This window comes from Natronorubrum texcoconense (assembly GCF_900100335.1).
Lineage (GTDB): Archaea > Halobacteriota > Halobacteria > Halobacteriales > Natrialbaceae > Natronorubrum > Natronorubrum texcoconense.
The window spans coordinates 118,062-130,567 of the sequence record NZ_FNFE01000002.1; the positions used below are offsets into that span (position 1 = coordinate 118,062).

The window sequence follows — 12,506 nt, forward strand, 5'->3', positions numbered from 1 at the left end:
ACTGCATGAGTAGGTCCACGATTTTACGTCCCCCGGCGTGACGGATGGGGTATGCAGACGACTCCACGGGTGCTCGTCGTCGGCGGCGGACTCGCCGGTCTCGTCGCGGCGCGCCACCTCGCCGGCGGCGGGGCCGACGTGACGCTCCTCGAGCGCGACGACACGGTCGGCGGCCGGGTTCGGACGCTCGAGCGGGACGGCTACCGATTCGATCGCGGCTTTCAGGTGCTCTTTCCCGCCTATCCCGCAGTGCGGCGGGAACTGGACCTCGAGGCCCTCGACCTGCGCCGATTCACCTCGGGCGCGACCATCGCGCGACCGGGCCGACGGTCGGTGCTCGCCGACCCGCGTCAGCGGCCGGGCGCGATACCGGCGACGCTGCGCAACCCCGATATCACGGTGGGCGACCGGCTTCGTGTCGCTCGCCTTTGGTGGGCGTTGTGGGGACTCGAGCCGGATGACGTCTTCGACGATGCTCGCGAGGAAGACGTCTCGATCGAACGCTACCTGCGCGAGCGCGGCTTCTCCGACGGGTTCGTCGAGGAGTTCGTCGCGCCGTTCTACGGCGGAATCACCCTCGACCGAACGCTCTCGACCTCGAGTCGGGTCTTCGAGTACACGTTCGCGACCCTCGCGGCTGGCGGGGCCGCGGTTCCGGCGAGGGGGATGGAAGCGATACCGGCACAGCTCGCCGAGCACGTTCGGGACGTCGACGGGACGATCGAGACCGATATCGCGGTCGAGTCGGTCTCGAGCGACGAGTCGTCTGCGACCGTCGAGACGGCCGGCGGAGCGACGCACGACGCGGACGCGGTCGTCGTCGCCACCGATCCGCCGGACGCACGGGAGTTGACCGGCCTCGAGTCGATCCCGACCGAGGCGCGGGGCTGTGTCACCCAGTACTACGCGCTGCCGGACGAGACGGGTCTCGAGACCGGCAAGCGATTGGTGTTGAACGCGCTCGAGGACGAGGGACCGAACCACGTCGTCCCGCACAGCGCCGTGGCACCCGAGTACGCGCCCGAAGACACGACTCTCATTAGCGCGACCTACCTCGGGTGCGAGGGCCAACGGCCCTCGAAGCGAAGCGACACCAGCCGCGGGGCAGAAGCGAGCGACGCGGAACTGGCCGAACGAACGCGACGGGCGCTCGAATCGTGGTATCCGGAACGGCGGTTCGACGGCCTCGAGACGCTGCACACCGATCGAATCCCGTTCGCTCAGTTCGACCAGCCGCCGGGGATCTACGACCGACTGCCGAACGCCCGCGATCCGGACGGGCCGGTCTACCTGGCGGGCGACTACACCCGCTGGTCGTCGATTCAGGGCGCGATGCGCAGCGGGCGAGACGCGGCCGGAGCGGTGCTCGAGGACCTGTCCCGATAGCCTCTCGAGTGCGAGCACGCGGTACCCCCGCCGCGGCGTGGACGGTCGAATTCGGCGATCGATCAGGGATAGTCACTATCCGTCAGCGGGTGGTAGCCTCACGGAATGACGAGAAACGGTACGGGACGACCCGAAGGAGTCGATCGACGGCTCGCACGGCTGTTCGTAGTCGTTATGAGCCTCTCGCTGACGGTCGCATCGCTGATCGTTTTGCTGTTTCACCGATTCGAAGAGACACTCCGTCGGTGGGTACGCCGGAGCTAGCCCGTCACCGAGTCGCTCACAGCAGCCGTCGACACTCGCCCAGCGGCGGAAACCACAGCGGCTCCTCGCTCGAGTCGTCCCAAACTGCCGGATGGAACTGGCCGGGGTTGGTGACCAGCGGCGACTGAAAATCCCGAGCACCCATGCCGTTGACGGTCGCGCCCGACGCCAGCCTCGTAAACGCCGGGCAGACGATCACGTCGGCTCCTTCGTAGACGCCCGGCCCGTAGAGGAAACACGGCAGTTTGCGGCCGTCGACGGAGAGCGCCGGATGATCGTGACCGACGACGTACCGGTCGGCCTCGAGAGCGGGTGCCTCGTGACCGTGACAGACGACCGTCTCGCCGTCCGCGAGACGATACTCGGGGCTCGTGTCGCCGTCGAACGCGTCCTCGAGCATCGTGTCGTGGTTACCGGGCGTGACGACGAGGGAGGCACCTGCACCGTCGACGACGGTCTCGAGACCCGCCAGATCGCGTTCGACGCCGCGCGGGAGTCGGCTGAAGGAGTGGAGGAGATCGCCAGCGACGACGACGGTTTCCGGCGCGGTGCGTTCGAGCAGGGACTCGAGTCGGTCGCGGACATCGCTCCCGTCGTCGATAGGGGCGTCGACGCTCGAGTCGACGGCTTTGCCGAGGTGGAGGTCCGCGACGACGAGCGCGTCGGCGTCGGGGACGAAGAGCGCGCGTTCGAAGGGCGAAACGGGGAGGTCGACGGCGGTCACTGCTGCTCGGGGCCGCCGTCGGCGCGGACCTCGTCCTTGCCGAGCGCCTCGAACAGGTCGTACTCGTTGCCCGTGAGGACGAAGAGGACGTCCTCGAGCGGCTCTAAGATCTCGGGGAGGATTTTGACGAGCAGGTAGGTGATCCCGACGAGGGCGACGATCGACAGCGACTGGGCGATGTAGTTGTGCGCGACGAGGAAGGACACCCGACTCTCCTCGGCTCCCATGTACGTGACCATGAACGAGACGAGCCAGTCCTGCTGGAACCAGCCCCACGGGGAGGCCAGCCCGATGAAGACGTTGCGCACGAGGTTGAGGAACCAGATGACGCCGATGGCCATCGCGAAGGCGATCGCCTTCCGCTTGAACGGGGCCTTCACCGCGGCGACGAGTCCGCCGAAGATGGCCATGCTGCCGAGTCCCGTACAGGCGAGGATAATGTAGGTGGTCCGCCCGGTTACCGTCTCGTCGGAGTCGAAGTCGAACCGGCTCTGGTAGCCGTTCGCGCCCTCGTTGATGCCGGGGCTGTGGCCGAGCAGTTCCATCCCGTAGTGGGTCTGGACCGCGGTCGTCTCGATCAGCCACGTTCGGACGACCGGAATCGTCTCCGCGGGGAGATAGATGAGCCCCATGAACGCGACGGCTTTCGTCAGGAGGAACAGCGAGTCGCGGCCGTCCCAGAGGAGGTAGCCCGTGTACGCACACAGCGGGAGCGCCGCGAGCGCCAGCACCGTCTGGAGCGGGCTCTGGACGTCGTAGTAGTAGTACGGCACCATCGTCAGCCAGAAGACGCCGAAAGTGAGCCAGGCCCCCATCGCGAGGTGTCTGGCCGGCTCGGGGACGCCCTGCCATCGGAGAACCAAGGCGGCCAGAAACGCCGCGATCGCGACCCACGCGAGCAGATCCGTCAACCCCATCGAACCGATAACTGCCGGCGTCAGCGTCGCGCCTACGGCCTCGAGACCCGCGACCGATCCCGTCTCGGCCGCGGCGGAAGCGGGCGACATATTCATGGAAGACTGAAGGAGGGCGTCGTTATCAACCTGACGCCCTGTATCACATCGTTCGGACGAGAGAACAGTGGCCGAACGAAGAGCGAGAGCCCCGAACGATGCGATCGACGCGTCTCTCGGGTCAGTTGGAACTGTAGACGGCTCCGGAATCGATCATCGTCCGCGCGTAGAGGTCGATCGTCGAGAGTGCGATGATCGTCAGCGGAAACGCCACGTCGGCGAAGCTGACCGCCTCGAGTCGGAGCGCGGTCACGAGGATCGGTTCGGTGAGCGTCCCGGCGACGAGGAGCGTGCCGGGGCTGAGAAACACGAGCGCGAGCGCGCACAGCGCGGCCCAACTGCACCCGCGTTTCCACTGGCGGCTGTAGAGGTGGCCGGTGCCCGGGAAGCAGACGGCCAGGAGGTACGCCGGCCACGTCCTCGCGCGTCCGCCGAGACGACGCGGCAGGCGGATCATCACCTGCGGTAACGTCATCGGTGTCGCCTCCGGCAGGCCGTGGATCGGTGGTCGACGCGATCCGGTTCGACTATCCTCGATGTGTCCATAGTAGCCGGGTCCACAGTCTCATTGAAAAACGTCAGTCAGACGGTCGCACGACAACGACGCCGCGACCCACCTACCGCGGCCCACGGTCAAACGACGGCGGACGACGCAGCGTCTCTTCCGATCGCGTATAATAGCCCACAAAATCCACCGGCCCGTTTTTGTAGACCGGTCACAGAACACGTCTATGGACGACCAGTACGGCGGACCGACTCGTCCATCGAGCCACCACCGAGTCGACGAGCCGACCGCGTGTTGTAGCTGCGGAGCCGAGATCGGACCGCGCGAGCGACGCCTGACGTGGCGAGTCCGCGACGGCGACGACCGTTTTCGGTATCACTACTGCAGCGACGCCTGTCTCCCGACCCCTGGGTTCGGATCGGATTGACGTCCCGCTCCAGACTCGAATTGCTCGAGTCGGCCGGCCACTTCTCGGAACACCCGGGCTGGTAGTCGGCGTGTCACTTCTGCCGATCACCAGCGTGGTCGGCGCGTTCGGCTACCGAGCGATCGCCACGCTGGAACCGTTCGAAAACGACGTAATAGTCCCCGTTACCGGGATAACGATGGGGCCCTGTTTCGGACTCCTCGTCCGGGTCGTTGCCGTCGTCACCCGCGAGCAGCGATCGGCGGTAACGGAAGACATTTGTCGCAGCTAACCGATCCACTCGAGGAACACGCATGTCCGAGCCGTACGGCCAACGCGGTCGCGTCCTCGCCGGACTCGTCCTTCTGGCGCTGCTCTTCGGTTGTCTGGTCTGGGCGGGCGCGACGACCGGCGATCTGACGGAGAGTCGATATCCGGACGAAGTCGAGGTCACGCCGGACCGCGAGTCGTACGTCGGCGACCGGGTCGTCCTCGGCGGGTTCGTCGTCGACACCGACCCGGTCGTCATCGCGACGCGTGCCAGCGGCTACGGCCGATTTACGCTCGTGGACGCTGACGCACAGCTCAAAAACGATGACGGACCGCTCGAGGAGGGCGATCGAGTGACCGCGTTCGGAACGCTCGAGGACGAATCCACGCTCGTCGTCGAACGCACGACGACTCGCGAGTCGTCCGAGACGAGCTACATGCTGCTCGTGTCCGCCCTGGGTGGGCTCGTGAGCGCGTGGTGGTTCGTCCGCCACTGGTGCTTCGACCGGGGCGCGCTCGCGTTCGTGCCGCGAGCGGGTGACGACCCATCGTCCCAGGGCGACGGTCGATCCGCAATCGAACACGCGGACCAACGCGGACGAGCCGCCTCGGACGGAGGTGACCGACGTGGCTGACGTCCTGACGCACGTCCTCGTCGGCTACGTCATCGGCACGCTCCTCACCTTTCGAGTGGAGTCGCTGGGGCAGGCACACGTCGCGCTGGTCGTGATCGGCGCGCTCTCGCCGGACTTCGTGAAGATTCAGCTCCTGTTTCCGGACGGCTTCGTCGCGTGGACGCTCGGCGTGCCGTTCTCCTGGAGTCCGCTGCACACCGTCGCGGGCTCCGTCCTCGTAATCGGGCTGGGCAGCCTGCTCGTGGCACCGGCCCAGCGCAAACGGGCGCTCGCCCTGCTCGCGGTCGGTGCGCTCTCACACCACGTCCTCGATCTTCTGCTGTTGACACCGACGGGGGAGTCCTACGCCGTCTTCTGGCCGCTGCTCGAGTACCGGTTCCCCTCGGCGGATCTGTACCTGAGCAGCGACCGCTGGCCGGCGGTCGTCGCCGGCTGCTGTGCCCTCGTCGTCTGGCTCGTCGACCGCTCTCGCACCGCCGCTCCGGAGACGGCCCACGAGTGACCGTCCCATCGCCCGCGACCGATCGCACCAGTTATATTTCACCTCCACCTCGTCCCGGCCAGTATGTGGCCACTCGGACACGTCGCCGTCGCCTATCTCTGCTATACGGTCGCGACGCGAGCCCGTTTCGACGCGCCGCCGGCGCAGGTCTCCGTGCTCGCTCTCGTCGTCGGCAGCCAGTTTCCGGACCTCGTGGACAAACCGCTCGCGTGGTATCTGGGCGTCATCCCGACGGGACGGACGCTCGCACACTCGCTGTTCCTCATCGTCCCGCTCTCGATCGCCCTCTACGTGCTCGCCAGCCGCTACGATCGCAGCGAGTACGGCATCGCCTTCGCGATCGGCGCGCTCTCGCACGTGCTCGTCGACGCCCTGCCCGTGCTCTGGGGCGTCGAGGGGAGTGCGAACCACCTCCTCTGGCCGGCGATTCCCGTCGAGGAGTACGAACAGGGGCCGCCGACCGTCCTCGGTCTCCTACGGGAGTCGATGGGCGATCCGTACTTCCTCTCGGAGTTCGTGCTCGCCGCCATCGCCTTCGTGCTCTGGCGACGTCACGGCTATCCCGGTCTCGAGCCACTATACACCGCACTCGAGCGAGTGCGGCCGACTGCAGGATAGCAGGTTTCGACCCTCGACAGCCGACGGCCGATAGCGAGTCGCCAACTGTCCGCGGCGTCGACAGACTGAGACGACTACCGAATCTCCTTCCACTCCGCGGCGCAGTCCGGACAGATCCGAACGGTTTTGATCTCGTTCGGGTCGTTCTCGGTCTTCAGGGGCTTTTCGCAGTCACCACAGACGAGCCGATCGTACGTGTCCTTCTCGAGTTCGCCTTCGCGGAGTGCCTTCCGGACTGATTTCATGTTCGCCCCCTACGAAGGTGGGGGAGAAAAAGACCGGTGCTTATTTCGAGGTCGTGTCGTCACTGATCCAACAGTTTCCCTGCAGTGAGTTTCGGTCCGAACGAAGCGGTCGGGTTCACGACCAATCGGACGAACGAGCCGGTGGGAGTCCGCGGTACCCCCGCGGTCTATCTGGCCGGAGTCGTGGGCGTTTTACCAGTTCGGCCGAACACTCCACCGATGGAGTACGTACAGGAGCGGATCGCGACGCTCCACGCATTCGGGGGGCGAGATGGGGGGTCGGGTGGCACGCTCGCTCATGACACCGCCGATGCGGTCGCCGAGACGACCGTCGTCGTTCCGATGACCGCTCGTGAACACGAGAACCCCGCCGCCGAGCGCGTCCTCTCGGAACTCGAGACCCTCGAGCCCGCCCCGGCCGCCGTTATCGTCCCCGTTCGAGCCGACGCCGACGAGATCGAGCCGTTTCGGCGGTGGCTCGAGTCGTTCGCCCTACCGATTCGGGTCTGTTGGTGTAACGCGCCCGCGGTGGAGACGCTGCTCGCGGACGTGGGACTGGCGAACGGCTTCGGCAAGGGACGGGACGTCTGGCTCGCGCTCGGCCCCGCCGCCGAGTTCGGCGAGTACGTCGTCGTCCACGACGCCGACGCTCGGAGCTACGAGGCCGCACACGTCCGCCGGCTGCTCGCCCCGCTCACCATGGAGTTCGAGTTCTCGAAGGGGTACTACGCCCGCGTCGAAGACGATCAGCTCTACGGGCGACTGTTCCGGCTGTTTTACGCGCCCCTGATCCGAACGCTGTCGGCCGATCACGACGCGCCCGTCCTCGACTATCTCGAGGCGTTCCGGTACGCGCTGGCCGGGGAGTTCGCCGTCACTGCGGGCCTCGCCCGACAGCTTCGCGCGCCGCGAGCCTGGGGACTCGAGGTTGGCACGCTCGGCGACGCCTTCGACCAGGCCGGGTTCGACGGCTCCGCGCAGGTGGATCTCGGCCGCCACGAGCACGACCACCGCGCGGTCGCCGGCGATACCGGTCTGGAGGGGATGAGCCGTGAAGTCGCCGCGGAACTGCTCCGCGTCCTCGAGGAACGCGGCGTCGATCCCGACTACGAAACGCTCGGAGAGCGATATCTCGCGGCCGGCGATCGGTTCGTCCAGCAGTACAGCGCCGACGCGGCGTTCAACGGACTCTCCTACGACGCGGCGAACGAGCGCGACCAACTCGCGCGCTACGCGAACTCGATCGCCCCGCCCGGCCCCGACCGACGGCTGCCGCGATGGCGCGACGCGCCGTTCGAACCGAGCGACGTCCTCGAGGCGGCCCAACCGTGGCAGGTGGGCGGACCGACCGGTCTGCGCCGATCCGAACGGATCGACACCGGCGCACAAGACTAATCTGCCCACCCTTCGTTGTGGCGGGTATGAACGCGACCGCCGACGAACTGGCAGGGGTCGTCGACCTCTTCGGCGGACTGACCCGGCCGGAACTCGAGCGGGCGCTCTCGGAAGCCGCGTTCCGCGCCGACGGCCAGTCCGTCGACGAGTCGGCGCTCGAGGCGGCGATCGACGACGCCCTCGAGAGCTTCGCCCTCGTCGAGTACGAGCGGCGCGTCGACGACGACCGTCAGTCCCTGCTCGTCGCCGGCCCGACGGCGTTTCCGTCGGTCCCCGAGCACGCCGAAGACGTCCCGCACATCCTCGATATCGACCGCCGTCGATTCGATCGCGACGCCCTCGGTGAACAGGTCTACGAGCAGTTCGTCGACGCCGCCGAGTCGGCCGTCGATGCCGACGACGACGATCGAACCCGGCACCTGCTCGACGTCAGCTACGACGTCGAAGCCTGGGCGCCGGTCGACCTCGCGAGCGAACGAGACCGACTGGAGGCGAGCCTCGAGTGAGCCCCGAATCCCCGTGAACGCGGACGAACACCCATGTCACAGAAGACCCTGACCCTGGAGCCGGTCGCGAGCCACGAACCGCTCGAGATCGACGACCAGGAATACGACGCGGCCGTCCTCGCCCCGGTCATCGAGCGCGACGGCGAAGATCACCTGCTGTTTACCCGACGGGCCGACCACCTCGGCGAACACCCCGGCCAGATGAGCTTCCCCGGCGGCGGCGCCGAACCCGTCGACGAGACGATTCTCGACACCGCACTGCGAGAGTCGAACGAGGAGATCGGACTCGAGCCCCGGGAAGTCGAAGTCATCGGCCAGCTCGACGACATCCGAACGATCACGGAGTACGCGGTCACGCCGTTCGTCGCCCGCGTCCCCGACCGCGAGTACGTCGGCGACGGCAACGAGGTCGCCGAAATCGTCGTCCTACCGTTGTCGGGACTGCTCGACCCCGATAACTACGAGTACGAACGGCGCGATCACCCCTACTACGGCGACGTCGTCATCCACTACTTCCACGTCGACGGCTACACCGTCTGGGGGGCGACGGGGCGGATCCTCGTCCAGCTGCTCGAGTTGACGACAGCTTTCGAAGCGCCCGAAGGGCTCGATCGGACACACTACTAAGGAGTTCGGCCACTCGAGGGGTTTCGACAGCCGTTTTCCGAGACGAGTTTACCTAAATCGAGGCGCTAATGCCCCTTCCTCAGCGAGCGAAGCGAGCAGGGAGGGGATACAGCGCCGCTTGTGTTTCTTGCACTGTTCTACAGCAGGCCCGCAGGCCAACGCTATCGGTAGCTTCATGTTTCTACGTAGTGTAAACATTGGTAATGGATCGGTACGAGGTCGAAGGGCACGAAGTCCACAAAGCCGAAGTGAAACCAACCGGCAACGGCGCTCACGTGCTCGTTCCCAAGCGGTGGCGAGGTGCCACTGTCAAAGTCGTCCGCGTCACCGACCCAAACGACGAAGACGAGTAGGCCATGCGCTACAACTACAGGTATCGGCTCAATCCGACCAACGAACTCCACGAACGGTTAGCGTGGACTGTCGATACCTGCAGACAGGTCTACAACCACTTTCTACACCGACTCAACCGAGAGAACGGAACCTCGGCATACTCCGAGCAGTCAGTCCTTCCCGACCTCAAGAACTGGTGGACCGACCTGAAACAAGTCCATTCGAAAGTGCTGCAGAAGGTCGTACAGCGGCTGTACGACAACCTCTCAACACTGAAGGGGCGGAAGGACAACGGCTACCACGTCGGCGAACTCAAGTGGAAGGCACCGCAGGAATATCGCTCGATCAAGTACAGTCAAACCGGCTTCGAACTCAACAACACGAGTGGCCGTACTGTGCTTTCTCTTTCCAAAATCGGCGATATTCCGATGGTCTACCACCGCGACGTTCCTGACGACGCCACGATCAAAGAGGTCGTCGTCAAGCAGGAACCCACCGGCGAGTGGTTCGCCGTTCTCGGGATCGAAACCGAGGGCAACGCGTCGTCAAAACCAAAGACGCTCGAGGACTGTGTCGGGATCGACGTGGGTATCCTGAAGTACGCCCACGACACCGACGGTACGGCTGTCGAACGTCCCGACCTGTCCGACGAACGCGCCCGGTTGGAACGCGAGCAACGAAAACTCTCGCGCAAAGATCACGGATCAGCAAACTACCGCAAGCAACAGCGTGTCGTCGCCAAACGTCACGCCGATCTGAAGCGAAAGCGCAGAGACTTCTTGCACAAGCTCTCGAATCACTACGCTCGAGAGTACGACCTTGTGGCCGTCGAAGACCTCGACTCCAAGGGGTTGATGGAACTTCCGTCAAACAGCCGCAACCGTGCCGGAGCGGCGTGGGGGACGTTCCTCCGAATGCTCGAGTACAAGTGCGAACGCGAAGGCACGCACTTCGTCGCCGTCGATCCCGCCGGAACGACCAAAGAGTGTGCGGCCTGTGGCGTCGAGACGGACAAACCACTGTGGGTTCGCGAGCACTCGTGCCCCTCGTGCGGGTTCACGGCGGACAGGGACTGGAACGCGGCCTACAACATCTTGGTACGCGGTCTGAAGCAAGTAGGGACGGGCTGTCCCGAACCAACGCCTGCGGAGACTGCGCTCCCTACGGGAACCGATTCGGTTCCTGCAAAGCGCGTTTGTCGAGGGAACCTCGACAGGCTGTCAGACGTAGTCTGACAACGTCGTGGAAACAGGAAGCCCCACCCTCGAGGAGCGAACGGCGTCAGCCGTGAGCGAGTAGGGTGGGGAGGAAGTCACTGCTGTGGCGGTTTCCCGTCCGACTGCAGCTCGCCGACGACGGAGATCGACGCGTCGTCGAGATCGTGCTCCGCGCGGTCCGCGTCGCCGAATCCGGCGCTCACGACGCGCGTCAGCGCTTCCTCGACGCTCTCGTCGAGTTCGGTGATCTCCTCGGGTGCGACCTCGAGAACGAATCCCGTCGTGATGTTCGGCGACGTGGGCAAAAAGAGGAGGACCCGTCCGTCCGGCGAGGTGCGGCCCGTCTTGAACGCCGTCATCCGCAGTCCGCCCCAGGTATCGATCTTGACCGGCGTCTGGAGGGTGTCTCCCGTTCCGATCGTCGTCTCGGTGGCCGTCTTCGAGGCGTTGTAGACGACCCGGATGACGGGGACGCGGTTCGCCAGGTAGTCGACGATTCCCTCGAACACCTCGCCGGTCGTCGTCTCGGTCGTCTGGCCGATGGCGTACATCGCGAGCGCGAGAGTCGCGATGAACGCTAGCACGCGGAGGAAGCCGGCGAGTTGCTCGCGAGCGTACTCGCCAAGCCACGGGAGGAACACCTCGAGCGTCTCGGCGTTGAGCAGGATACCGGGCGTAAAGCCCGCGATGAACGAGTAGAGGGTGTAGACGATAAACAGCGTCACGAGGACGGGCCCGATAACGATGAGTCCGCGTCCGAAGTCCCCTTTCACCGAGTCCATTGCTCCACTCACAGCCTGAGTCTGGGGCCCCTCCTACGAGTAGATTGTGGACTCGTGGCGACCGAAACCGAACCCGCGTCGGAACGCCAGATTTTTGCGCGCCGACGGCAGAGGACGTCTATAGTCGCGTAGACGCCGCCACTCGCGAGCCACCGATCGACACTGGCTCGCCGGGTCGCCGACACGTCACGCGAGTACGCCACCGATGTTAACTACGAGCACCGTCGCCCGCGCCGGACTTGACGCGATCGCCCTGAAACCCGCCGAGTGTGACGTTTCGGCGGCCGAATCGCTCCCGGTCGAGACGATCGCGATCGACTACGAGGGACGTGACCATCTGCCCGCCCGCGAGACCCTGACGTCGCTCTCGAGCGACGCGAACGTGTTAGTCACGACGCCCGTCCGAGCCGACGGCTTCGACCCGCTGGGGGACGACTCGATCGCTGCGGGTCTCCCGGACGCAGTCGGGCGCGTTCTCGTCGCAGGCCACCCCGCCTACCTCACCGACGAGGAGCGGGATCGGGCCGTCGCGCCCCGCCTCGGTGCCGCCCTCGAGACCACGCCCGACGCCTGGGTCGGCACCGAAAGCGTCGAGCGGATCGCGATGGCGACCGGCGCGACCCAGTACGATCTGCTCTCGCGGACGACCCACCGAGAGCTCCGGGCACTCCGATCGGCCGGGTTCGAGGGCGATATCGCCGTCTACGCGCCGACGGTCCTGACCGACGACGAGGATCGCATCCTCGAAGCCGTCGGGGAGTACGTCTCCCGTCGACGGCCAGTCGAGCGGGCGCTGCCCGACGACGCCGCGATCGGTACGAGCGCAACCGGTCGCGCTCGAGCGATCCTGCTCGAGGCGGCCGACGACTACGCGCTCGCCGGCACGCCCGACGACGTCTGCGCACAAACCGACGCGCTGCGCGAGGCCGGCGCAACCACGGTCGTCGGCTACCCGGCGCAGGGGCTCGAGCCGTTTCTCGAGTAAGCCGCTGTCTGTTGGTCATCGCAAGTCGCTCGATCACCTCCATACGGCTGTGGAACGGAACAGATTGTAGCGAGTAGTAATCACTCGAGTACA

14 protein-coding genes and 1 pseudogene are annotated in these 12,506 nt (G+C 65.9%); 10 read left to right on the plus strand and 5 right to left on the minus strand.

The window, feature by feature from the left end; all coding sequences use genetic code 11:
• The first annotated feature begins 51 nt into the window (after positions 1-51).
• Positions 52-1,386, plus strand: a complete 1,335-nt coding sequence (locus BLT08_RS06825) for an NAD(P)/FAD-dependent oxidoreductase (protein WP_090304250.1) — start codon at positions 52-54, stop codon at positions 1,384-1,386.
• 280 nt (positions 1,387-1,666) lie between these two features.
• On the opposite strand, the gene BLT08_RS06830 is transcribed toward BLT08_RS06825, so the two are convergent.
• The 3 genes from BLT08_RS06830 to BLT08_RS06840 form a co-directional block, all read right to left on the minus strand.
• Complete coding sequence (locus BLT08_RS06830; protein ID WP_090304252.1) at positions 1,667-2,374, minus strand: metallophosphoesterase; 708 nt, start codon at positions 2,372-2,374, stop codon at positions 1,667-1,669.
• The gene (gene artA / locus BLT08_RS06835) at positions 2,371-3,381 is read right to left on the minus strand and encodes an archaeosortase A (RefSeq protein WP_090306042.1); all 1,011 of its coding nucleotides are present in this window, start codon (positions 3,379-3,381) and stop codon (positions 2,371-2,373) included. The genes BLT08_RS06830 and artA overlap by 4 nt, the downstream gene beginning before the upstream one ends.
• A 127-nt stretch (positions 3,382-3,508) precedes the next feature.
• Positions 3,509-3,862, minus strand: coding sequence for a hypothetical protein (locus BLT08_RS06840; protein ID WP_090304254.1), 354 nt, complete (start codon positions 3,860-3,862; stop codon positions 3,509-3,511).
• Between the two features lie 750 nt (positions 3,863-4,612).
• On the opposite strand from BLT08_RS06840, the gene BLT08_RS06855 reads away from it, so the two are divergent.
• The 3 genes from BLT08_RS06855 (at position 4,613) to BLT08_RS06865 (ending at position 6,323) form a co-directional block, all read left to right on the plus strand.
• Positions 4,613-5,203, plus strand: a complete 591-nt coding sequence (locus tag BLT08_RS06855) for an OB-like fold-containing membrane protein (RefSeq protein WP_090304261.1) — start codon at positions 4,613-4,615, stop codon at positions 5,201-5,203.
• Positions 5,196-5,705 carry a metal-dependent hydrolase gene (locus tag BLT08_RS06860; protein WP_090306046.1) on the plus strand — a complete coding sequence of 170 codons (510 nt, stop codon included), beginning with the start codon at positions 5,196-5,198 and terminating at the stop codon, positions 5,703-5,705. Before BLT08_RS06855 ends, BLT08_RS06860 begins: the two co-directional genes overlap by 8 nt.
• Before the next feature lie 63 nt (positions 5,706-5,768).
• A complete protein-coding gene (locus tag BLT08_RS06865; protein ID WP_090304263.1) occupies positions 5,769-6,323 on the plus strand; it encodes a metal-dependent hydrolase in 555 nt (184 codons plus the stop codon).
• A 74-nt stretch (positions 6,324-6,397) separates the two neighbouring features.
• Here the strand turns inward: BLT08_RS06865 and BLT08_RS22905 are convergent, their stop codons facing one another.
• Positions 6,398-6,568, minus strand: a complete 171-nt coding sequence (locus BLT08_RS22905) for an HVO_0758 family zinc finger protein (protein ID WP_175529254.1) — start codon at positions 6,566-6,568, stop codon at positions 6,398-6,400.
• 219 nt (positions 6,569-6,787) lie between these two features.
• On the opposite strand from BLT08_RS22905, the gene BLT08_RS06870 reads away from it, so the two are divergent.
• From BLT08_RS06870 to BLT08_RS06885, 5 genes and pseudogenes are all read left to right on the plus strand, one after another.
• Positions 6,788-7,963: a glycosyltransferase family protein gene (locus BLT08_RS06870; RefSeq protein ID WP_090306049.1), complete on the plus strand. Its 1,176-nt coding sequence runs from the start codon at positions 6,788-6,790 to the stop codon at positions 7,961-7,963.
• Positions 7,964-7,989: 26 nt separating this feature from the next.
• The gene (locus BLT08_RS06875; RefSeq protein ID WP_090304266.1) at positions 7,990-8,469 is read left to right on the plus strand and encodes a DUF7109 family protein; all 480 of its coding nucleotides are present in this window, start codon (positions 7,990-7,992) and stop codon (positions 8,467-8,469) included.
• 33 nt (positions 8,470-8,502) lie between these two features.
• Complete coding sequence (locus BLT08_RS06880; protein ID WP_090304269.1) at positions 8,503-9,096, plus strand: NUDIX hydrolase; 594 nt, start codon at positions 8,503-8,505, stop codon at positions 9,094-9,096.
• A gap of 203 nt (positions 9,097-9,299) precedes the next feature.
• Positions 9,300-9,449, plus strand: coding sequence for a DUF2080 family transposase-associated protein (locus tag BLT08_RS22520; RefSeq protein WP_139171286.1), 150 nt, complete (start codon positions 9,300-9,302; stop codon positions 9,447-9,449).
• A gap of 3 nt (positions 9,450-9,452) precedes the next feature.
• Positions 9,453-10,728 (plus strand): annotated as a pseudogene (locus BLT08_RS06885) (RNA-guided endonuclease InsQ/TnpB family protein).
• A 13-nt stretch (positions 10,729-10,741) separates the two neighbouring features.
• On the opposite strand, the gene BLT08_RS06890 reads toward BLT08_RS06885, so the two are convergent.
• Positions 10,742-11,428: a DUF502 domain-containing protein gene (locus BLT08_RS06890; RefSeq protein WP_090304272.1), complete on the minus strand. Its 687-nt coding sequence runs from the start codon at positions 11,426-11,428 to the stop codon at positions 10,742-10,744.
• Positions 11,429-11,633: 205 nt separating this feature from the next.
• Here BLT08_RS06890 and BLT08_RS06895 point away from each other — a divergent pair, with 205 nt between their 5' ends.
• On the plus strand, positions 11,634-12,413 hold the full coding sequence (locus tag BLT08_RS06895) for a DUF7388 family protein (RefSeq protein ID WP_090304275.1): 780 nt from the start codon (positions 11,634-11,636) through the stop codon (positions 12,411-12,413).
• Positions 12,414-12,506: the final 93 nt, after the last annotated feature.

Excerpts from the sequence above, each read along its gene's own strand:
- BLT08_RS06825 (WP_090304250.1), top strand. The coding sequence starts at position 52 with ATGCAGACGACTCCACGGGTGCTCGTCGTCGGCGGCGGACTCGCCGGT.
- artA (WP_090306042.1), bottom strand. The coding sequence starts at position 3,381 with ATGTCGCCCGCTTCCGCCGCGGCCGAGACGGGATCGGTCGCGGGTCTC.
- BLT08_RS06840 (WP_090304254.1), bottom strand. The coding sequence starts at position 3,862 with ATGACGTTACCGCAGGTGATGATCCGCCTGCCGCGTCGTCTCGGCGGA.
- BLT08_RS06855 (WP_090304261.1), top strand. The coding sequence starts at position 4,613 with ATGTCCGAGCCGTACGGCCAACGCGGTCGCGTCCTCGCCGGACTCGTC.
- BLT08_RS06865 (WP_090304263.1), top strand. The coding sequence starts at position 5,769 with ATGTGGCCACTCGGACACGTCGCCGTCGCCTATCTCTGCTATACGGTC.
- BLT08_RS22905 (WP_175529254.1), bottom strand. The coding sequence starts at position 6,568 with ATGAAATCAGTCCGGAAGGCACTCCGCGAAGGCGAACTCGAGAAGGAC.
- BLT08_RS06870 (WP_090306049.1), top strand. The coding sequence starts at position 6,788 with ATGGAGTACGTACAGGAGCGGATCGCGACGCTCCACGCATTCGGGGGG.
- BLT08_RS06875 (WP_090304266.1), top strand. The coding sequence starts at position 7,990 with ATGAACGCGACCGCCGACGAACTGGCAGGGGTCGTCGACCTCTTCGGC.
- BLT08_RS06880 (WP_090304269.1), top strand. The coding sequence starts at position 8,503 with ATGTCACAGAAGACCCTGACCCTGGAGCCGGTCGCGAGCCACGAACCG.
- BLT08_RS22520 (WP_139171286.1), top strand. The coding sequence starts at position 9,300 with ATGGATCGGTACGAGGTCGAAGGGCACGAAGTCCACAAAGCCGAAGTG.
- BLT08_RS06890 (WP_090304272.1), bottom strand. The coding sequence starts at position 11,428 with ATGGACTCGGTGAAAGGGGACTTCGGACGCGGACTCATCGTTATCGGG.
- BLT08_RS06895 (WP_090304275.1), top strand. The coding sequence starts at position 11,634 with ATGTTAACTACGAGCACCGTCGCCCGCGCCGGACTTGACGCGATCGCC.